Genomic DNA, 20,221 nt, shown 5'->3' on the forward strand with positions numbered 1-20,221 from the left:
GGGAAGTTGCGCGGCCCAAGCATAATCTTAATCGGACAAGCTCCGTGCCCGGCCAACCGTTGCCCCGGCCGCTCTCTCCGCTTTATAATTCTATTTAGTAGAATCTAGAGACAGGAGGCGGATATGATCGATCAGCAGGAGTATGGAAAATACGTGCTTGGATTGATGGATGAAGAAGAGGCTGAAGAAACTGTAGGGCCCATTGAAGAAGAGATGTTTTACGGCTATTTTCAAATCTATATGCCCAGCGGAAAAGGGGTGGAAGCTACGTTCGCACCCTTGGAAGACGGTGATATCTTTTTACAACGCATCCTCCCGATCTATGAAATGCTGGATCCGCAGGACTTTCAAGGGGAATGGGTGCCCGGGTATTTTAACGGAAAATCCGATCATGTATCCGAAGAGGAGCTCAGGGATCTCGGCAAAAGGCATATCCTCGGTTTGAAGCAGCTGATGGACGATCATTCCGAGCTGGAGGAAGCGGTTGAGGCATCGGCGTATCTCGAAACGGTCTCCGAAGTAGTCATCGTATCCGGCAGCGAATTCGAAAAATTCCGGGAGGAATATGATCCCGTCGTACACGAATCGTTGTTTGAACTGGTGAGTGAGCATACGGATGATCAGGAACCCGTTCAAATGTTGAGCGAGGCTTATTATTCCATTGCCTGTGACTACTGGATTTCGTACTACCTTCAATGGCACCGATACGGGCTTGAAGGAGACCCGCTTGCTCCGTATTTCGAGCTGTACAAGCTCGGATATTCGGCGATTTTTGCGAACGGTAAGCTGTATATCGGTAAGCCATAGAAGTTGAAGCCGTCGACGCAACGGAATCCTATGAAAAAGGCGTCCATCCAAGATGGCCGCCTTTTTGTGTTTCATACAGTAATGATCAGTTTGATGTGCCGCGTACCTTGCCTTTCTTGAACAGCAGCGGATAAAACAGAATGCCGCTGACGATCAACACGATGCCCAGCAGGAAGGTTTTCAAATCCGCCGTTCCCGCGATGATGACCCAAAGCGAATACAATGCCGCAAGCCCCGCGATCATGCCCTCGGTTACCCGTTCTTTGCGAGCTGTAAAGGTTTCTCCGGTCCAAATCAGCTTAATATGATAGAGTGAAGCAATCAAATAAGGGACCAAATAGGCAAGCGTAGCAATGTAAATGATAAAATCGAACGCCGCCGAGATCGAGCCGGAGATCGTCGACAGCAGCAGAACCTGACCGACTGCGTTCGAAATCCATAGCGACGTCTTCGGCATGCCCTTTCCGTTTTCCTTGGAAAAGGAAGGGAGAAACACGCCCAGCTTGGCGGCCTGAAACGGCACCTCGGCGCTCAGCAGCACCCAGCCGATCGTCGATCCAAGCAGGCTGATCAAGCCCAGCGCAGCGAGGAGCTTGCCGCCGATCGGGCCGACTACCGCTGTGATGCCGTCCACCAGCGGATTCTGGGAAGCCATCAGCTGATCCTGCGTCAGCAGTCCCATCGTCAGGATGCTGATGCCTACATACAGGACGATGGAGATGAGCAGCCCGGCAATGGTTGCGCGGCGGATGTCCTGCTTGCGGCGGGCTCGGGCGGCAAAGACCATGGCGGATTCGACGCCGATAAAAGCCCACAGCGTTCCAACGGCAGCAGCATTGACCTGGGACAGCAGGCTGAGCGTTTCGCCGTTGTCATTGGTCCGTGGAGCCAGGAAGGGGCCGATGTTGCTTTTTTGAAAAGCAAATAAAGCAATGATAATAAACAAGGCAAAGCCAACCACTTTGGTAGCCGTCGCGATAAAATTCAATCGGCCCGCGCCGTTCATGCCTTTCATGCAGATGGCATGCGTGCCCCACAGCAGAAGCGAGCAGACGATAAATGTCAGCACATTGCCCGCCTTTAACGTCAATATTCCGGTATCCACCCACACTTTATCGCTGGTCAACACGGGAAAAAAGGTCGACAGGTAACTGGCGAAGGTCGTAATCACCGCGACAAACCCGGCTATATTGCCTACCCAGTACCCCCAAGTGGACATGAAGCCGGCCAGGCGGGAGCCATGTGAGCCTTCCCGGAACAGCTCCTTCGCATAAATTTGCGGCCCGCCGCTCAGCTCCGGCTTACGGACAGCCAGGCTTCCGAAAACCAGCGCCAGCATAAGAACCCCGAGCCCAGTCGCCAGCCAGGCCAGAATGACGCCCGCAGGGCTGGCCGCTTCGGACAGCGAGCGGGGCAGCATAAAAATTCCGGAACCGACCATATTCCCCACGACGAGAGCGGTCAAAATCCAGAATCCCAGTTTGTGTCTGGTCATGATGTCAAACTCCTTTTGAATGAATAATGCATCGACTTGTTGAAAAAACACTGACAAGTATTAATCATACACTTTCTTCTGGTAAAGCACCAGAGTAAAATTTAGGGGAGCCAATTTTATGACGTTACGCCTTCTGTAGGTTTCGCTTGTCCATTCGGCGGGGAAGAATAAAGAAGATAGAACAAAGATGGAACAACTTTGCACAAGGAGCGTGGGAATGTTGAGAGAAATCCGTGAAGCGGGTCAAGGGTTCGTGATGGTAGAGGATGACCGGGAGGTGGCGGAAATCACTTTTCAGCCCGTAGACGATAGAACCATCGTCATAGACCATACGTATGTGTCCGAAGAGCTGCGAGGACAGCGGATCGGGGATGAACTGGTCAAAGCGGTGGTGGATATGGCCCGGAAGGAAGGCAAGAAGATTATTCCCGCCTGCTCATTTGCCCATGTTCAATTCAAGCGGCATAAAGACTATAAGGATGTGTGGCAGCAGGAAGAACGCTGATCGAACAAAAAGGAATGAGGTGGGAGCTGTGAAACGGAAAATACTCGTTACCGGTGCAGCCGGACGGATCGGAAGCTGTGTAGCGGATGGACTCCGGTCGACAGGCAAGTATGAAGTGGTCGCAACAGATATTCGTCCCGATCCGGAGCACGGAGTCGGCAAGCTGGACATCACGGATGGAGAGGCTGTGGCGGCAGCGCTGGAGGGTATCGATACGGTGCTTCATTTTGGCTGGGCTAAAGACGAAGACGATTTCCTCGGGAAGGTGCTCCCGATTAACGTGACAGGTGCTTATCACATTTATGAAGGCGCCCGTAAAGGCGGCGTATCGAGGGTTATTTTCGCGAGTTCCAATCATGCCACCGGTTTTTATAAAGTAGGAGAGCATATCAAGCCCGAGGATCACCGTCCCGACAGCTTTTATGGACTCAGCAAAAGCTATATCGAGCTTCTGGGCCGTTATTATTCTGATAAGTATGGAGTTTCCTCCGTGAACATCCGGATCGGCAATTTTCCGGGCGACGACCGTCCGCACTCGGACCGTACTGCTCATATTTGGATCTCCCGGCGCGATATGGTGCAGTTGGCCGAATGCTGCATTGAGGCAGATCCATCCCTTAAGTTTTTGACCATGTACGGAACCTCAGCGAATGACGACAATTATTATGATATTGGATATCTGCGCGAAAAAATCGGCTATGTGCCAAAGGACAACGCGGCGGACGTGCTGGCACGGCAGGGGCTGGACGAAGACGACATCAAGCAGGAGGAAGGAGTATACCAAGGCGGTCCAGGGGTAAAGAAGGAATAGGCATAGAAATAATGGTTCTGAATATGTTCCCGAGAAAAGCGGGAATTGCTTTTATAAAAAGTTGCGAAGGAGTTATGTCGTCTGCAGGCGGTGTAGCTCCTTTTCTTGTTGACTTTGATCAATGAGTTGCGGCACAAAATATTTGCATTGGAACATAAGAAAAACGTCTATCGACGTACCTTCAAAGAAGACAGACCGCATTTAGCCGAAGTTTTTCTTGCGATTATAGAATGGTTCAGCTTCGCTGAAATTTATAAATTCTATAATCATAAAAAAACTCCGCCATACGGAAGTTATCCCGTGAAAGGCGGAGTTAGAAGGTAAACAAAAATAGAGTTGCCAAAATGAAAGCAACATGGTAAATTTAAATATGCGTCATGTGATCCCTATTGATTTAATCAGTATTTCCTAATTATATCTTACACCATAGCGTCGGTTCCGTCAACCCCTATTTTTCAGTAACTCACAATCATTTGTGTAAAGGAGTGTTTCTTCATGAGTCAAGAACTTCAACAGGAGCAGCAGCGGGTGGATCAGGTGATTGGCATCATCCAAGATCAGATCAACGAATATGAGGAAGCAACGGCCCGCCGCCGGCAAGAGGTTGTGGACATCCGTAAGCATTTCTGGGAAGACGTTACGGTGAACACGGACAACTTTGACGATTTTCTAGAAACGATTATCAGCTTAAGGCAGCAGTCCGAGGTTCTCTCCTTAAGCCAGGGCAGCCACCGTCAGTCCTCCAAGCGGCTGTCCCAGCTTCAGCGCATGCAGGATGTGCCGTATTTCGGGCGGATTGATTTTGCCGAAGAGGGAATGAACGAGACAGAGCGCGTGTACATCGGCGTTTCCTCACTCACGGATGCTACCGGTGAAAAGTTCCTGATTTATGACTGGAGAGCCCCGGTCTCAAGCATGTATTACGACTGCACACCGGGTCCCGCTGAATACATCACGCCCGGCGGGCCGATTCAGGGTACGCTGGAGCAAAAATGGCAGTACATCATCCGCAGCGGAGTTATTCAGTCGATGTTTGATACCCGGCTCACCATCGGTGACGAAATTCTCCAGCAGGTGCTCGGTCAATCCGCAGACACGCACATGCGAAGCATCGTGGCGACGATTCAGCAGGAACAGAACCGGATTATCCGCCATGACAGCGCACGTCTGCTCATTGTTCAGGGGGCGGCCGGGAGCGGCAAGACGTCGGCGGCATTGCAGCGGATCGCTTATTTGCTGTACAAATACCGGAACCGTTTGACGGCGGACCAAATGCTTTTATTTTCGCCAAACGCCATGTTCAAGAGTTATGTCTCCAGCGTGCTGCCAGAGCTTGGGGAAGAGAATATGCAGCAGGTCACGTTTCAGGAGTACCTGAATCACCGGCTGAGCGGCTTCTTCGACGTTGAAGATCCTTACACGCAGCTGGAATACGTCCTTACGGCTTCGGAAGACCCGGATTACCGGGTACGGATGGCGGGTATCCGCTTTAAGGCGACAAAGACGTTTTTTGATCGGATCCAATCCTGCCGCCAGGCGCTGGAACAATCCGGAATGGTATTCAAGGATATATCCTTTAAAGGCAAAACGCTCGTTTCCGCCGAGGAAATTCTGGATAGATTTTACAGTGAGCACACGACGCTTCGCTTTAACAACAGATTGGAAAAGTTGTCGGATTGGTTGAAGGAGCTGGTCAAAGAAGCGGAGAAGGCCGAGAGAAGAAAGCCTTGGGTGCAGGACGCCGTTGAGCTGGTCGACAATGATGAATACCAGCAGGCTTATGCGCATCTTCGAAAAAAACACGGGTTAACCGAAGAATCGGAAGAGGATGTGGATCTGGAACTTGTCCGTAAGGAGCTCGCGCGCCGGATCGTCAGCAGGAAATTCAGACGTATTCGGCAACAAATTAAAGATTTGGGCTTTATCGATACGCCGGCCATCTATAAGCAAATGCTGGTTTCCCATCCGGCTGACGGCGAGGTTGAAGGAGCAGAACTTCCTTCCGAATGGAACGAAATCAGCGAAATGACGTCCCGACAGATGGACCAAGGGAAGCTTTTATATGAGGACGCGACACCTTATTTGCTGTTAAAAGAGCTGATCGAAGGCTTCCAGACCAATGTTTCGATCCGGCATGTCCTCGTGGATGAGGCGCAGGATTATTCGCCGTTTCAATTCGAATTTATAAAAAGGCTGTTCCCGGCGGCGAAAATGACGGTGCTTGGCGACTTCAACCAGGCAGTCTTCGCGCACGCCGACGGTACGGATGATTTCGGCATGCTGGCCGAATTGTACGGAAAGGAACAAACCGATGCCATTATTTTGAACCGAAGCTACCGGTCCACCAGACCGATCGTCGAATTTACACGGGCGCTTATCCCGAATGGGGAAGAGATCATTCCTTTTGACCGGAACGGAAGCCGCCCCGTACTCACGAGAGCTGCCGACGCGGAGCAATTACATCAGTCCATTCGGCAAAAAGTCAAACAATTCCGGGAACAGGGGCACCGGACCGTTGCGATTATTTGCAAATCCGCAGCCCAAAGCGCATCCGTATTTGAATCCCTTCACGATCTGGAGGATATCAAGCTCGTTACCAGCGGTTCGATCGAATATAAACAGGGGATCGTCGTCATTCCGGTATATTTGGCCAAAGGAATCGAGTTCGATGCAGTGATCGTCTATAACGCTTCGGACGAAGAATACGGAGAAGAGAGCTTGCGTCGGCTGTTCTATACCGCCTGTACCCGGGCCATGCATGAACTGCAATTGTACAGCATCGGGAAGCCGAGCCGTTTTGTTCAAGAGGCTTCTTCATGGATTGCGGAAGATTCGATTTTATGAATTGAAAACCATCCCTATTTCATGTATCTTCAATCACAATGAGAGACGCTGCATGTGGGGAGGACCATATCATGACGGGTAAGATCGTTGTCGTATTAAAAGCTGTAATCATCCATCAAGGCCGTATCCTGATCCTCAAACGATCCAGTTCAGACGAAGTAGGCGCGGGAGGCTGGGAAACAGCCGGTGGGAATCTGGAGTTTGGCGAGGATTTGGATACCGCTTTGATTCGCGAAATTAAAGAAGAAGCGGGGATTTTCACGCAAGTATCGATCGATTGCTGTTTGCAACGACATTTTTTACGGATCCGGGGAGGCAAATTGTGCTTTTATCTTATCTGTGCAGAACCGACGAACCGCACGTAACCCTCTCGCATGAGCACGATGAATATAGATGGGCCACGAAGTCGGAGCTCGTTCAATATTTGCCTGAGGAGATCATCAGCGACTTTACGAACCATGGCGTCTTTGCGCTTCCTGAACTGATTTAATTCCGTATCAGTGCGTAGGCTAACGATCTTTATTGCATTTTATCCACTCTACGCCGCTTTAGGAGCGATTTGAAAATTTCACAGTTAGATGACGGCCGCAAAATCATTACGGTGCAAATGAAAAGAATTCTGGGCTGAGTTCAAACAAATTTATCGGAAGCGGCGGTTTGACAAGGCATATAAAGAGAAAGCCCGCTTTGCAGCGGGCTCGTTATGCTCTCAGCTCTCAGTTTATCGAATCTTTTATTTAGTTCTGCTTCTCGGCTGCCAGAATCATTCCCGAATATTCCAGAGCCTCGATTCGGTAAGTGCCGCCACTCTCTATGACAATTTGCTTGTACCCGAGCTCGTATTCCTTACCGTCCTCTGTTCGTACGCGGTCCCCGCCACGTCTAGGATCCCATATTTCGACGACGTGCACGGTTTTGACCACTGGCCCCTGAACGATATCCGCTGTTACTCTCCCAAGCATAATTATAGGGAATAACGATAGGAAGAATATAAAAATGGCTAATAGCAAGTCTGCTCTTCGCGTAACCGGTTGCCGTTTGCCGTACCGAAGCGCCACGTATGTAAAAATATAGCTGAAAAATATTAAAGCTGTGCAGTATCCGGCGATTCCAATCCACAAAAATTGGCGGACATGACCATCATACTTCACCCCGACAATAGCCAGTTCTACCAGGCATAGCAATAGCAGGACGATCCGCAGGATGTTTCTTTTCTTTTGGTACCAGACCCTTGGTGGAGAAACTAGAGCTCCCGACTCCTTCATGGGCATCTCCTTTCGTCATTCGATCATATTTGGACTTATCAAAGCCGACACCTGCAAGCAGGACGCAGCACATACCGGCATCATTCAAAAAAATAATGGAAGATCCTGCAAATTGCAAGCCAAATTCAGGGAACAGGAAAAGTGTATGAATCATCAAGCACACAGGTGCACGCTGCTGAAACCCGATCTAGTGCGGCTCCGTAATGTTACAAGGACAACATTTTTGAGCTCACAGGGGGAACGAGCGCGTGGCCAGGCATTCGAAACGTCAAACAAAGCACAGCAGCACAAAGACTCATCAAGGGGATCGCAAAGGTAAATCCAAGCGGAAGGGGAAACTGGCCGGAAGCCGGGCTTCCCGTCTTTGGCTGGGTTTATTAAAATTCCTGGGCTTTTTCATATTAGCCGGCTTACTGCTGCTGTATTGGGACTCGGCCAGGTTGGCCTCATTAATCTCACATGCGGCTCCGGTTCAGCAGCTGACAGCAGACACGAACGGGATCGTCCGGATCGAAGGAGAAGCTGAGGGGGAGACCGCTGCAGCGGATCAAGGCAAGTTACGGCAGCGTTACCTGCTCCTTCAAAAGGAAAAGTTTAATTGGCATTGCAGCAAAAGCGGATGTAACTATATGTGGAATGAAGACGCCGTCCCGCAAGTATGGGGGAATTTAAGCATTCAAGGCGTTAAAGTGGAAAGTGAACGTTTCAAATTCTACTCCGGCTGGCTGCCTCTGGATTTCGAAACAGTAGAAACGAGCCAACTCCCCTTTGTCCATGAGGGGGAAACATCCCGCCCGCTGCTTGTGGAGAGCCCTAAGGAGACGGCATACGGTTATCACGCGCTTAGTCTAGGGCAAAGGATCACGGTGATCGGCCGGGCCGTTAACGGACATCTGGAGCCCATTCATCTGCCCGGCGAGGGAGAAGATCAGCGTATGATTTTGATTGGGAGCAGTGTAGAGGAAATGCTCTCCAGTGAAAAGGAAACGCAAACCGGGGTTCTCATCGCTGCCGGATTCGTCATGCTGTTTTTGGTCCCTGTAATCGTCGGGTGGATCCGTAAATTGTTTCGGAAACTAAACACTTTACACGGCTAATATTTTACAAAGAGCTCACCGACAAGCTCACCTTTCTACTTGTTCGTGCTAATGCGGTGAATACGATGAGGGATACGGCAAAGACTGCTCCGGTATCGGATATCACCAAAATCTCCCGCGGTTTTGAGCGCATGGAGCAGAAACTGATGCACGTAGAAGCAGGGACGCTGGCTTATCAAGCGGCTGACAAATTAACCGATTGGTCGCGTCAGCAGGAAGTTCAGGAAGAACTGGCCAGACTGAAGTCAGCCAAACAAAGCTCTTAATCCTGGAAGTGAATGGTGTATGGTGAACCCCTGTTTCTTAGAGAAGCGGGGGTTTGCCTTTTTATAGGAAACGGATTTCCAGTAACGAAAGTGTCATTGCTTCCTTCCCGTGATATGGTAATCTCATTGAAGGGGATTCATTTCCATTGGGGACCGAAATCCACGGCATAAGGAGGAGAAACATGAGTTTGCTGTCATTTTTGAAAAGATTGCTGGGTTCCGGTTCGGCTTCCGGGGATAACTCAAAAGAAGGGAATAAGGGTCACGGGTTTGATACACCCATACCCCCATACATAGGCATCAATAAAGAGATACAAGGTTTATCCGATCTCGCCATACGATTGGAGAACGCGCTGGGAACGGACTATATGGAGCACGTAAAGCAGCGGGTTATGGAGCGCCATCCCATCAGCCAAGCCCAATATCAATGGATGCTTCTGGAAGTGAAGAGGTTCTTTCTTATGTGCGCGATTCTCAAGCAGGTTCCCATGTTCAGTAAAGATGCCGACCTGATCTGGCATGAAATGCTGATGTTTACCCGCGATTATGATCGCTTCTGCACCACGTTCGCAGGACGGTTTATTCATCATCAACCTAACGTGGCCTACACGAATAATAAAAAATTGCCGGAAGAAGAGAGGGCACGGTATGATTTGATCTACAGCATGCTGTTTCACATTTATCCGGCAAACGAGGCACTTCTGAATCCGTTTTTCCAATTTAAAATCGACGAAGAGTTCTTTCAAACCTTCGACAATCTAAACGATCAAGAGATCCGCAGCCGATATTTTCAGAGCAGTTCCGATGCCGCAATCGAAGCCATTCAACTGGCCATCATCGGCTCGATCCGAAAACATTATCGTGACGTCAAGTCAGCAAAACCCGGCACATTGAGGGCAAGCCGTCCTTTGCCTCCCAGAAGCGGCCGAGGTCAATCCACCGGCATCCGCCGAAGTGAGGAGAACGGGGTGACGGTAGATCCGTTCAGCTCCATTCTGTTTCTGACGGCCATGGATACGGATCCGTGGAATGATGACGACCCTTCGGGCGATTGGAATCCTTCTGACAGCGATCCTTCGACAAATCCTGGGGTGGACGATTCAGGCCTATCTCCGGACAGTGACAGCCCTAGCGGCGATGATTCCGGAAATTCTTCTTGCAGTTCTTCCAACGATTCTTCTTGCAGTTCGTCCAGCGATTCTTCCTGCAGCTCGTCCTCGTGCAGCTCCTCATCCTGCAGTTCCTGTGGAGGGGGAGGAGACTAGGAAACCTGTACACCTTTACCTTCAAAAAATTCATCTGCTTTCTGCAGGTGGATTTTTTTGTCATTTATGTTGACCAGCAGGTCAGCATCCTGTATGATTTTACTAACCAATTGGTCAGCATACTCAAAAAGAGGTGATGAGACTGCCGATACAGCTCTACGAACAGGAGAAAATTTTGCAAGCCTGCTTAACTGTGTTTGCCCGCAACGGCTACAAGAACACTTCAACGGAAATGCTGGCGGCTGCTGCCGGGATCTCCAAAGCTTTGATCTTTCACCATTTCACAAGTAAGAAGAAACTGTATCTTAGCTTAGTGGACCACTGCTTTGAGAAGGTCCGAACGGGTATCCATTTTGATGAGCGGACTACGGAACATGCTGATTTTTTTACAGCCATCACGGAGTTAAGCCGTGCGAAACTCGGCTATTTTCGCGAGCATCCGGATGAATGGAAGTTGGTATATGAGGCATTTTATGCCACACCGGATGGCTTGAAGGAGGAAATCGAGGATAAGTACGGCCAGGTGAGCGAAGCCCGAAATGCGCTGTTGGCACAGCTTTTTGACAAGGTTCCCCTTCGCGAAGGCGTAAATCGAACGTATGCATTCGAGCTCGTCATGTCTGTAACCAGACATTTCGAAACGAAGTTTCTGGATGAGACGAAGGGGATGAGCCATATTGACGAAGCCTATACCCGCAGCCTTATGGAGGAATTGGAAGCTTTATGTGACATGATCCGATACGGTATGGAAAACTAAAGTGAAGAGGTGAGCGGCCGTGAAAGACATCACCAGCAGTGATTTGGTGGCACCGGAAACGATGCGTGATTTCAATGCGTTTTACCAAAAACTGGTCAATCGACAGGAAAGACTTTACCGGCTTGACGACTTTTTTGGCATGGGCAAAGCTTGGATAGCTTTTCGGTATGAGGATGTCTCAGCGATTTTGAAAGATCCCCGGTTCCTTTCGGACCGGCGAAAGTTCGCTTCACAGCAACAATCTTCACCTGAGAAAAGCTCCGTCAATGAATTGCTCGAATGGTTCAAAAGCATGCCTAATATGCTCATGGTGGATCCACCCGACCATACCCGGCTCCGGCGTTTGGTCTCCAAAGCATTTACGCCCCGAATGATTGAGGATCTGCGCCCGCGCATCCAACAAATCGCCGACGAGCTGCTGGATAAGGTGGTCAGCCGGGGCAAGATGGAACTCATTTCTGAATTTGCTTATCCGCTGCCTATCATCGTAATCTCGGAGATGCTGGGAATCCCCGGCCATCATCAGGCGCGATTTCGCGAGTGGACCCACAAGCTGGCCGAAGGCGCGCTGAACCCCGGCCAAGCAAACTTGGTTCAAGAAGCCCTACAGGAGTTTATTGATTACATTCAATCTTTGATTTCCGAAAAGAGGGTGCGGCCCGGTAACGATGTTATCAGCGGTTTGCTGCAGGCATATGACGAGGGCGATAAACTTAACGAGAACGAGCTGCTCTCTACCATTTGGCTGCTCATTACGGCAGGACATGAAACGACCGTGAATCTGATCGGCAACGGAACCCTGGCACTGCTTCAGCATCCAGAACAAATGCAGCTGCTACGTGAGGATCCGACCCTTCTGCCGGGTGCGGTTGAAGAGCTGCTCCGGTATGCGGGGCCGGTTATGATTACGGGCCGGGTTGCAGATGAAGATATCGAGATCCATGGTACACTTATTCGAAAAGGCGAGATGGTTATGGTCTCGCTGGCCGGAGCGGATATGGATGCAAGCCGATTTGACGGCCCAGAGCGGCTGGACATCACAAGACAAGAAACCGATCATTTGGCGTTTGGCAGAGGAATCCATCTTTGCTTGGGAGCACCCCTTGCCCGCATGGAGGGACAAATCGCGTTCGGCTCCCTAATGCGGCGCTTTCCCAACCTGCGTCTCGACGTGAAACCGGAAGACCTGGCATATCACTACAGTACGCTCCGATCATTGGTGAGCCTTCCCGTCAGCTTTTAAAGCTTCTTCATATTCATGTTAGAGGAAAAGTCCGCGAAATGCGGACTTTTTATATTGCTTACAATTCATTGATCAACTCGCCTGAAGACAGGCGAGTTTTTATTTGTGACCGCAGCTCATAAAGGTTCTCTCCGTTTTGTTGCACCTTCTATCAATTTAAGGTTCCTGTAAGGTTGGGATTAACATGCTGAAAGGTTCAGGATTTAACATGAGTGATGTAAGCGATAAGGAATGAATACAACCCAATTGAAGGAGACACTCATGAAAACGATACTGCAAGCGGAGAACGTCAATAAAACCTTTGGCACCAAAGGAAACCAATATACGGCACTGCACAATATCAGCCTTAGCATCGAAGAGGGCGAATACGTCGGCATCATGGGACCTTCCGGTGCGGGGAAATCCACCCTGTTGAACATTTTTTCGACGATCGACACGCCGACTTCCGGGGAAATCATCATTGATGGGCACAACATCGTGACTATGAATGAAGAAAAGCTGTCCGATTTCCGACGGAATAAGCTCGGCTTTATTTTTCAGGACTATAACCTGCTCGATACACTCACGGTCAAGGAAAACATTCTGCTCCCGCTGGCCCTGTCCAAAGTATCGGCGGCAGAGATCGAACAGCGGGTTAACGAGATTGCCGACACGTTTGGAATCCGTGAAATCCTGGATAAGTACCCGTACCATATCTCGGGCGGACAAAAGCAGCGGGCAGCGGCTTCCCGGGCGATCGTGGCCAATCCGAGCCTGATTTTGGCGGACGAACCGACCGGCGCGCTCGATTCGAAGTCGGCCACCCGCCTTCTGGAAAGCTTGAGCCGGCTGAATCAGGCAAATCGATCCACCATTATGATGGTTACGCATGATGCGAATGCGGCGAGTTACTGCAAGCGGGTCATTTTCATCAACGACGGCCGGCTGTTCATGGAACTCCGGAAGGATGATCTCTCACGAAAACAGTTTTTTGGTCAAATACTCGAGGTTCTGGCGACGCTTGGAGGTGAGGAAGATGACATTGTTTAATATCGCCGGCAAAAATATCCGGAATAACTTCAAACATTATTTTCTGTATTTTGCATCAATGATTTTCAGCATCGTTATTTATTTTACGTTTGTGTCGTTGAAGTACGATCATACCATTCAATCGGCATCGGAAGGGTCAGATAAAATCAACTCGGCGTTCAGCGGAGCGGCCGTCGTCCTGATCATCTTCGTCGCCATCTTTATCTGGTATTCGAATTCATTTTTTACGCGTAAGCGCAAAAAGGAGGTCGGACTGTACTCATTACTCGGCGTCCGAAAAAAGCAGATCGGCCGCATGCTCTTTTATGAAAATTTCCTGATGGGTGTGTTGGCACTGCTGGTCGGCATTGCGCTTGGAGCCGTGCTCAGCCGTTTTTTTGTCATGCTTCTGATGAACGTGATGGGTTACGATGCCATGCCGAACTTTGCCATTTCCCCGGCAGCCGTCCTGAACACGATTACCGTGTTCTTAATCATTACGCTGATCACTTCGGTGCAAGGCTACCGCCTGATTTACCGGTTCAAGCTGATTGAGTTGTTCCGGGCGGACCAGGAGCGGGAGAAGGAACCTCGGTCATCGGTGTGGATTGCTCTTCTATCAGTCTTGCTTGTTGGTTTCGGCTACTGGCTTGCGCTGCAAAACATGCTGACGTCACAGGCATGGAAAACGATTGGTGTGCTGGTGACCCCGTTAGTTATTCTGGTCTCGGTTATTCTCGGCACGTATCTGCTGTTTAACACATTGACCGTTACACTGCTGAAGCTGGCCCGCAAACGGAAAAGAAGCTATTGGCGGGGGTTGAACCTGATTGGAACTTCCCAGCTTTTGTACCGGATGAAAGGGAATGCACGCACGCTGACGATCATCGCCGTGCTGAGCGCAACGACGCTGACGGCGGTCGGAACAGCATACAGCTTGTATTACAATAACCGGATCAATGTGGCGCTGGCGAACCCGAACAGCTACATGTTTATCGGAGGGGACAAAGCGACAGATAACAAAGCAGATCAGGCAATCGAACAAGCTCTAGGTCACAAAGTGATCTATCATGAGTCCATTCCATTGCTTGAAGTGGATGCCGACACAACGGGACTGGGGCAAACAGACGGCTCCAATGATCAGACGTTTACGGTGATGTCGAACCACACCTTCAACAAGCTGGCCAAGCTGCAAGGACGGGACGAAGTGCTCAGCCTTCAAGGCAGCGATGCCGCGGCTCTGGAGCCCGGGTATATGAAGGGGATTTCACCGGCATACGAAGGTTCTACCATTGTGCTGACTGGAAAGGGAATCCATGAACAGATCCATTTTACCGAATTGAAAACGTACAGCGTGCTGAACCTCGGGACCGTCTATTCCACCTTGGTCGTCAGCGACGATTTGTTCGCGGCGCTTCAGCACAAAGCCAAATCCTTGACCGTCCAAGCATACGAGATCACGCATCAGGACAAGGCCAAGGAACTGACCAAGCAGCTGAGCAGCATTCTGCCCGAGAACGCCGGCTTGGCGAGCTTCTATAGTGATTATGCACGGGGTATGGAGTCAACCGGACTGATGATCTTTATGGGCGGATTCCTGGGGCTCGTATTCCTGGCGGCGACAGGCAGCATTATTTACTTCAAGCAGCTGACGGAAGCAAGCAGCGACAAAGCCCGGTATTTGATTTTGCATAAAATCGGCGTTAAAAAAAGCGAAATCCGCAAATCGGTCGCCAAGCAGGTGCTGTTTGTATTCGCGCTGCCCCTTGCGGCCGGCATTGCCCACTGCGCCGTGGCCTTATCGGCTTTATCGAACCTGATGATGACCAGTCTGGTCGTTCCCGTCGTCAGCTGCATGGGCATTTATATCTGCATTTATCTCGTTTATTATTTCCTGACCGTCAACAGCTACTACAAAATCGTTACGAATGTAAAGTGAGGAGTGGATTGAAGTGAAAAAAGGACTTATCTCAATAGCGGTTATTTTGATCGTTCTGGTCGGATTCGTCGTATTTATCCAAAACGTGAATTTGAACCGCCTCGGTGCGCAGCAGTATTATGTGCAGATTAACCAAGACGGAAAACGAATGGAAGACAAAACGGACAATGGTGAGAAATATGTTTATTACGAATACAACTTGGATGGTTTTGATCCAAGCGGGAAACAAAAAGCTCTGACTTTTACGGCACATAAGGAACTGCGCAGGGACGCTTATTTGCGGATTTATGTAAAAGGGGATGGGGTCAGTTCCTATCAAGAAGTGAAGGCCGATGAGCTGCCGGAAGGAGCGAAGCAGAAGCTGGACGGTGCAGGGAACTAATCTCTCTGCGTGAACCACGATTTATTCAGTAAAACTTACTAAAGGGAGAGAATCCGATGTATCGCACAACTTTAAAAACCGTATCCCAAAAAGCACTGGCGTATTCGCTGGCTTTGACGCTGGCAGCTTGTCCAACAATCGCAGGCTCTTCCCATGTGCTGGCCGCCCCGTCGGTACCAACGCTCCTATCCACTGAATCTGCACAGGTTCAGGCTCCGGTTCAGTACCGGATCGACGCGCGGCTGGATGAGAAAAAGATGCGTATTACGGGGAGCGAATCGGTCACCTACCGGAACTTGTCCAAAGATACGCTCCAGGAGATCGTATTCCACACATTTGCCGACGCGAACCGGTCCACAGCGACCCAAACGTCGATGTTTGAGCGCAACAATGAGGAGATCCGGAAAGAGAATCCGCAGAAGAAGGCGGAAGATTTCCTTGGCGGAATCGACATCCGGAGTGCTGCTGTCAACGGGCAATCCGCAGAATTTGCGAACAGCAACCAGGCTTTGACCGTACAGCTGAAGCAGGGTTTGAAACCGGGCGAGTCGGTAACGGTCCAAATCAGCTTCGACGTTAAGATTCCGTACGGGATGCAGCGTCTGTCGTATTACAAAGATATCGTGAACGGCGCGCATTGGTTCCCGGCCGCTTCGGTCTATGACGAAAGCAAGCATCAATGGGACAAGACGCCGTACAGCAAAACCTTCGAAACCGATTATTACGACATCTCTGATTTTGAAGTACATTTGAATGTACCCGAATCTTATCAAATCCTGATGCCAGGGACCATCACTTCACAGGAAGTTCCCGAGGAGCCGGGACGGAAAATAGTTAGCTCGACAGCGGATCATACCCGGGAGCTCGTCTTTTTTGCCAGCCCGAATTACAAGGTGGAGAGCGTGACGCGCGACGGCCTGACCGTTGAATATTATTATTTCGATAATATGCCGGACAAGAAAAAACTCGTGGATGAGTACATCGACGCTGCTTTCGAGGCGATCCGTTTTTTTAACGACAAATACGGAAAGTACCCTTATCCGGAATTCCGAATTGCGGAATCCTATGTAGAGGGGGTTGCTGTCGAATTCTCCCGGGTCATCCAAATGGGGCAAATCGCGGAGAACAGCGATCCGGCGCATAATGACGTATTCGTGCATGAAATCGCCCATCAATGGTTCCACGGCTTAATCGGCAACAATTCGGAGAAAGAGTCGTTTTTGGATGAAGGATTTGCAGATTTCTCAAAAGTATATTTTGCGGAAAAACGAGGCGATGTTCTGGGCGGATTCCAATCGATCCAAATCGATGACTTGTCGTCCATAGATAAGCCGATTGCTTCAACCAATGCAGATGCGGGGGACGAAGAGAATCCGGTCTTTTACGGAAAAGGACGTCAGGCGATCTACCAGCTGTACCGTATGGTGGGCGAGGAGAAATTTGATGCATTCATGAGGGAATATTTCAAGCGCTATGAATATAAAAACGCGACCATTGACGGTCTGCTGCAGACGATTCAGGATACGCTCGGTACGGAAGCGCGGAAAGAAATGGACAGCGCGCTGCATGACCCGAATTTTACATTAAAACCTGAATACCGGTTGTCCGAGGCGGAAGAAGCCGCGTATTGGCATGAGCAGTTCAAGAGCATCTATCATTCGTCCCTGACCCAGATTTCCGATCTTGAGGAGGAAACGATGAGCCGCATCGTGGATAAGGCACTTCAAGGCGAACCTCTTACGATCGTGTTGAGCGACCAGGCCGACGGTGCTGCCCACAAGCAGGAGCAATCGATACTTGAGCAGCTGCAAGGTTCCCTGCAATTGATGGGAATTCATGCCGACGTCATTACAGAGCGTCAAGTACTCAAGAAGCAAATGGAGAAGGAACTGGCCGCCAGCAACATTATCGCCATCGGCAGCGCCGGGTCGAACGGCTTGATCCAGGCGCTGAAGCCCGGTATCATGATAAACGCAAAGTCGATCGGTCTGAACTGGACGAGCTTGATGGGACAAAAAGCAGCTTCAGGCGCTTATATCGTCAAGCATCCTTACAACCAAAACCGCCTGCTGCTGCACTTTTTCTGGAACGGTAAGGCGCTCAGCGAACCGGCTATGAAGGTTTTTCCTGCTCAGATGTTAAATGCACTCAGCTTCAGCACGGATTACTACCAATATTATCTTATGAATGCGTCAGGCAAAATCACGTCAGACCGAAAAACCGCCAATCCGTTGGCTAAGTTTTTCGCGCAGGAATAAGTCGGGCAGCGTTTCAAATGAGGACGTGGACTTGAAAATAGAGTTATAGTAGATGTCAGGGTGGAAATGATGAAGAAAGGAGGTACTGATCGTATGCTGCAAAGTCAGAAAGTGCTGATCGTCGATGATGAAGAAGATATCGTCAAGCTTTTGAAAACCGTTCTTCTGAAGGAAGGCTTCGAGCATGTATTTGCCGCTTTTTCCGCGAAAGAGGGTTGGCAGCAATTTCAGGACCAGCGCCCTGACGTCGTCATCCTGGATATTATGCTGCCGGACGGAGAAGGCTATGACGTCTGCAAGCAAATCCGCAGCGTTTCGAACGTACCGATTTTCTTCCTATCGGCCAAGACGGAGGAGATCGATAAAATACTCGGGTTTGCCATCGGAGGCGACGACTACATCACCAAACCGTTCAGTCCAAAGGAAGTAGCATACCGGATTAAAGCCCGCTTTCGGAGGCAGGAGGCTGCCTATGAAGATGTGGACAAAGCGCATATTGTGCAAGCAGGCCCCTTTGTGTTTGACGAGCAAAAGATCGAACTGAAGAAAAACGGTGAAATCATCGAACTGAAGCCGAAAGAGCTGGGATTGTTCACCCACTTGCTGAAACACCCGAACCAAATTATCAGCAAAGAAAGCCTGTATGACCAGGTATGGGGCGAAGATTCATTCGGCTACGACAATACCGTGATGGTCCACATTAGGAGACTCCGGGAAAAAATCGAAGACGATCCCTCCAATCCGCAGTATTTGGTCACTGTAAAGGGCCTGGGGTACAAGCTGGCGCTGGAGGGCGCGAAGCGATGAAATGGAGGCTCACCGGAAGATACCTGGTATCTGTAGTTCTCATCGTCGTGATTGTCATTTTCATGAATATCGTGGTTGTGACCGGTCTTTATTTAAACCAGTTTGCCTTTCCCCATTTTTCTTTTCAAAGCAAACAGAATAATCCGGATTTGATTACCCGGTCGTTCGGCAAAGAAGTGATCCTCTCCGATTCGGGGATGACGATTACAGGTGAAGGGAAGGAACTTCTTGACCGTAACCAGGCCTGGATCCAAGTTTTGGATGAGAACGGTCAGGAGGTCTACGGTTACCATGTCCCCCCGGATGCAAGGACCAAATATACGCCGATGGATATGGTTCAGACCTACAAGTATATAGAAAAAGAGCTCATGTCGACCGTTTTTGTGGGGGAAAAGCAGGTCAAACAGCAGCGCTACAGCTACTTAATCGGTTTTAAAAATACTTATCTGGAGCGTAACGTCTTAACGTACGATATTCGCTCCGTGGTGCATTTTTTCAAAATCGGAAGCTTGGCCGTCATGGGGGTCGACGGATTTATTGCGCTGTGCATCGCTTATCTGTTCAGCAAAAAACTGACCCGGCCGCTTCACACGCTGATCGATGGAATCAAGCAGCTCGCCCACAAAAAATATGGGGTTCATTACGAGCCCCAAGGGGTTTACAAAGACGTGTTCCATCATGTCAACCTGCTGAGCACAGAGCTGGAAGCCAGCGAGGCCGAACGCAAAAAACTGGACCGCATGAAGGAAGAGTGGATCGCGAATATCACGCATGACATCAAAACGCCGTTGGCTTCGATCCAAGGATACGCCGAAATGATGAGGGACAAGGATTATGAGTTTACGATCGGAGAAATGCGCGATTACGCGGAAATCATCGAACAGAAATCCCACTACTTGAAAGACGTCATTGAAGATTTGAACTTGTCCACCCGCCTTAAAAACAAAAATATTACGCTTAACCTGAATAGCGTCAATCTGGTCAGCCTGGTGCGCAGCGTAATTATCGACGTGCTGAATGATCCCCGATACAGCGGCAGGAACATCGATTTCAGCTACAACGAAGAGACCATTCAGGCAAAAGTGGACGACCTCCTCATTCGCAGGGCCGTCAGCAATTTAATATACAACGCGATGGTTCACAATGCAGAGGATACGGTCATTGAGGTTGGGGTTGAGAAAACGGCGGATTCGGTGGCGATGATCATAGAGGATCATGGGAAAGGCATCCGCAAAGAGGAACTGGACCGGATTTTTGACCGCTATTACCGAGGGACCCATACGGGCGAGAAGCATAAAGGTTCAGGACTGGGGATGGCCATCGCGCATGATATCGTGGAAGCACATGGGGGAGAGATCCGCGTCACCAGCGAGCTCCACCAAGGAACGAAGATCGAGATTAGACTTCATTCGCTTCCAGAAGTTCACAAATCCGATGAGATCCTATAAGATAAAGATTCCTATATCATTTGA

The 20,221-nt window shown here is 49.8% G+C and carries 19 protein-coding genes; 17 read left to right on the top strand and 2 right to left on the bottom strand.

From position 1 onward, the window contains the following. The first annotated feature begins 123 nt into the window (after positions 1 to 123). On the top strand, positions 124 to 807 hold the full coding sequence (locus MKY74_RS19980; protein ID WP_244169150.1) for a hypothetical protein: 684 nt from the start codon (positions 124 to 126) through the stop codon (positions 805 to 807). A gap of 85 nt (positions 808 to 892) precedes the next feature. On the opposite strand, the gene MKY74_RS19985 is transcribed toward MKY74_RS19980, so the two are convergent. Then, positions 893 to 2,302, bottom strand: coding sequence for an amino acid permease (locus MKY74_RS19985; RefSeq protein WP_076165820.1), 1,410 nt, complete (start codon positions 2,300 to 2,302; stop codon positions 893 to 895). 220 nt (positions 2,303 to 2,522) lie between these two features. Here MKY74_RS19985 and MKY74_RS19990 point away from each other — a divergent pair, with 220 nt between their 5' ends. The 5 genes from MKY74_RS19990 (at position 2,523) to MKY74_RS20010 (ending at position 6,952) form a co-directional block, all read left to right on the top strand. Continuing rightward, positions 2,523 to 2,807 carry a GNAT family N-acetyltransferase gene (locus MKY74_RS19990; RefSeq protein ID WP_076169305.1) on the top strand — a complete coding sequence of 95 codons (285 nt, stop codon included), beginning with the start codon at positions 2,523 to 2,525 and terminating at the stop codon, positions 2,805 to 2,807. Positions 2,808 to 2,835: 28 nt separating this feature from the next. Next, positions 2,836 to 3,618 (top strand): NAD-dependent epimerase/dehydratase family protein, encoded by a 783-nt coding sequence (locus tag MKY74_RS19995; protein ID WP_076165817.1) that lies wholly within the window; start codon positions 2,836 to 2,838, stop codon positions 3,616 to 3,618. A 495-nt stretch (positions 3,619 to 4,113) separates the two neighbouring features. Next, positions 4,114 to 6,462: an RNA polymerase recycling motor HelD gene (gene helD / locus MKY74_RS20000; RefSeq protein WP_076165814.1), complete on the top strand. Its 2,349-nt coding sequence runs from the start codon at positions 4,114 to 4,116 to the stop codon at positions 6,460 to 6,462. Between the two features lie 71 nt (positions 6,463 to 6,533). Further along, complete coding sequence (locus MKY74_RS20005; protein WP_341012774.1) at positions 6,534 to 6,827, top strand: NUDIX domain-containing protein; 294 nt, start codon at positions 6,534 to 6,536, stop codon at positions 6,825 to 6,827. Next, a complete protein-coding gene (locus MKY74_RS20010) occupies positions 6,785 to 6,952 on the top strand; it encodes a hypothetical protein (protein WP_341012776.1) in 168 nt (55 codons plus the stop codon). Before MKY74_RS20005 ends, MKY74_RS20010 begins: the two co-directional genes overlap by 43 nt. A gap of 247 nt (positions 6,953 to 7,199) precedes the next feature. On the opposite strand, the gene MKY74_RS20015 is transcribed toward MKY74_RS20010, so the two are convergent. Beyond that, on the bottom strand, positions 7,200 to 7,727 hold the full coding sequence (locus tag MKY74_RS20015) for a hypothetical protein (RefSeq protein WP_076165810.1): 528 nt from the start codon (positions 7,725 to 7,727) through the stop codon (positions 7,200 to 7,202). A gap of 248 nt (positions 7,728 to 7,975) precedes the next feature. On the opposite strand from MKY74_RS20015, the gene MKY74_RS20020 reads away from it, so the two are divergent. From MKY74_RS20020 to MKY74_RS20070, 11 genes are all read left to right on the top strand, one after another. Beyond that, on the top strand, positions 7,976 to 8,824 hold the full coding sequence (locus MKY74_RS20020) for a hypothetical protein (protein WP_076165806.1): 849 nt from the start codon (positions 7,976 to 7,978) through the stop codon (positions 8,822 to 8,824). 65 nt (positions 8,825 to 8,889) lie between these two features. Further along, a complete protein-coding gene (locus MKY74_RS20025; RefSeq protein WP_076165801.1) occupies positions 8,890 to 9,090 on the top strand; it encodes a hypothetical protein in 201 nt (66 codons plus the stop codon). A gap of 182 nt (positions 9,091 to 9,272) precedes the next feature. Further along, the gene (locus tag MKY74_RS20030) at positions 9,273 to 10,355 is read left to right on the top strand and encodes a hypothetical protein (RefSeq protein ID WP_076165797.1); all 1,083 of its coding nucleotides are present in this window, start codon (positions 9,273 to 9,275) and stop codon (positions 10,353 to 10,355) included. Positions 10,356 to 10,491: 136 nt separating this feature from the next. Next, positions 10,492 to 11,112, top strand: coding sequence for a TetR/AcrR family transcriptional regulator (locus tag MKY74_RS20035; protein WP_244169149.1), 621 nt, complete (start codon positions 10,492 to 10,494; stop codon positions 11,110 to 11,112). A gap of 19 nt (positions 11,113 to 11,131) precedes the next feature. Next, positions 11,132 to 12,355, top strand: a complete 1,224-nt coding sequence (locus MKY74_RS20040; RefSeq protein ID WP_076165793.1) for a cytochrome P450 family protein — start codon at positions 11,132 to 11,134, stop codon at positions 12,353 to 12,355. A gap of 261 nt (positions 12,356 to 12,616) precedes the next feature. Next, positions 12,617 to 13,384, top strand: a complete 768-nt coding sequence (locus MKY74_RS20045; RefSeq protein ID WP_076165790.1) for an ABC transporter ATP-binding protein — start codon at positions 12,617 to 12,619, stop codon at positions 13,382 to 13,384. Continuing rightward, positions 13,371 to 15,302, top strand: a complete 1,932-nt coding sequence (locus MKY74_RS20050; RefSeq protein ID WP_076165787.1) for an ABC transporter permease — start codon at positions 13,371 to 13,373, stop codon at positions 15,300 to 15,302. Before MKY74_RS20045 ends, MKY74_RS20050 begins: the two co-directional genes overlap by 14 nt. Before the next feature lie 13 nt (positions 15,303 to 15,315). Then, a complete protein-coding gene (locus MKY74_RS20055) occupies positions 15,316 to 15,684 on the top strand; it encodes a YxeA family protein (RefSeq protein WP_076165784.1) in 369 nt (122 codons plus the stop codon). A 56-nt stretch (positions 15,685 to 15,740) separates the two neighbouring features. Beyond that, positions 15,741 to 17,942, top strand: coding sequence for a M1 family metallopeptidase (locus MKY74_RS20060; RefSeq protein WP_076165780.1), 2,202 nt, complete (start codon positions 15,741 to 15,743; stop codon positions 17,940 to 17,942). A 93-nt stretch (positions 17,943 to 18,035) separates the two neighbouring features. Next, positions 18,036 to 18,749, top strand: coding sequence for a response regulator transcription factor (locus MKY74_RS20065; protein ID WP_076165776.1), 714 nt, complete (start codon positions 18,036 to 18,038; stop codon positions 18,747 to 18,749). Beyond that, positions 18,746 to 20,197 (top strand): sensor histidine kinase, encoded by a 1,452-nt coding sequence (locus tag MKY74_RS20070; RefSeq protein ID WP_076165771.1) that lies wholly within the window; start codon positions 18,746 to 18,748, stop codon positions 20,195 to 20,197. Before MKY74_RS20065 ends, MKY74_RS20070 begins: the two co-directional genes overlap by 4 nt. Positions 20,198 to 20,221: the final 24 nt, after the last annotated feature.

The sequence above is a fragment of the Paenibacillus sp. FSL R5-0378 genome, assembly GCF_038009285.1.
GTDB lineage: Bacteria > Bacillota > Bacilli > Paenibacillales > Paenibacillaceae > Paenibacillus_AQ > Paenibacillus_AQ favisporus.

Coding starts and splice junctions, on each gene's coding strand:
- MKY74_RS20035 (WP_244169149.1), top strand. CDS start 10,492: ATGAGACTGCCGATACAGCTCTACGAACAGGAGAAAATTTTGCAAGCC.
- helD (WP_076165814.1), top strand. CDS start 4,114: ATGAGTCAAGAACTTCAACAGGAGCAGCAGCGGGTGGATCAGGTGATT.
- MKY74_RS20070 (WP_076165771.1), top strand. CDS start 18,746: ATGAAATGGAGGCTCACCGGAAGATACCTGGTATCTGTAGTTCTCATC.
- MKY74_RS20045 (WP_076165790.1), top strand. CDS start 12,617: ATGAAAACGATACTGCAAGCGGAGAACGTCAATAAAACCTTTGGCACC.
- MKY74_RS20015 (WP_076165810.1), bottom strand. CDS start 7,727: ATGAAGGAGTCGGGAGCTCTAGTTTCTCCACCAAGGGTCTGGTACCAA.
- MKY74_RS20065 (WP_076165776.1), top strand. CDS start 18,036: ATGCTGCAAAGTCAGAAAGTGCTGATCGTCGATGATGAAGAAGATATC.
- MKY74_RS19985 (WP_076165820.1), bottom strand. CDS start 2,302: ATGACCAGACACAAACTGGGATTCTGGATTTTGACCGCTCTCGTCGTG.
- MKY74_RS20005 (WP_341012774.1), top strand. CDS start 6,534: ATGACGGGTAAGATCGTTGTCGTATTAAAAGCTGTAATCATCCATCAA.
- MKY74_RS20060 (WP_076165780.1), top strand. CDS start 15,741: ATGTATCGCACAACTTTAAAAACCGTATCCCAAAAAGCACTGGCGTAT.
- MKY74_RS19980 (WP_244169150.1), top strand. CDS start 124: ATGATCGATCAGCAGGAGTATGGAAAATACGTGCTTGGATTGATGGAT.
- MKY74_RS20050 (WP_076165787.1), top strand. CDS start 13,371: ATGACATTGTTTAATATCGCCGGCAAAAATATCCGGAATAACTTCAAA.
- MKY74_RS20030 (WP_076165797.1), top strand. CDS start 9,273: ATGAGTTTGCTGTCATTTTTGAAAAGATTGCTGGGTTCCGGTTCGGCT.
- MKY74_RS20025 (WP_076165801.1), top strand. CDS start 8,890: ATGAGGGATACGGCAAAGACTGCTCCGGTATCGGATATCACCAAAATC.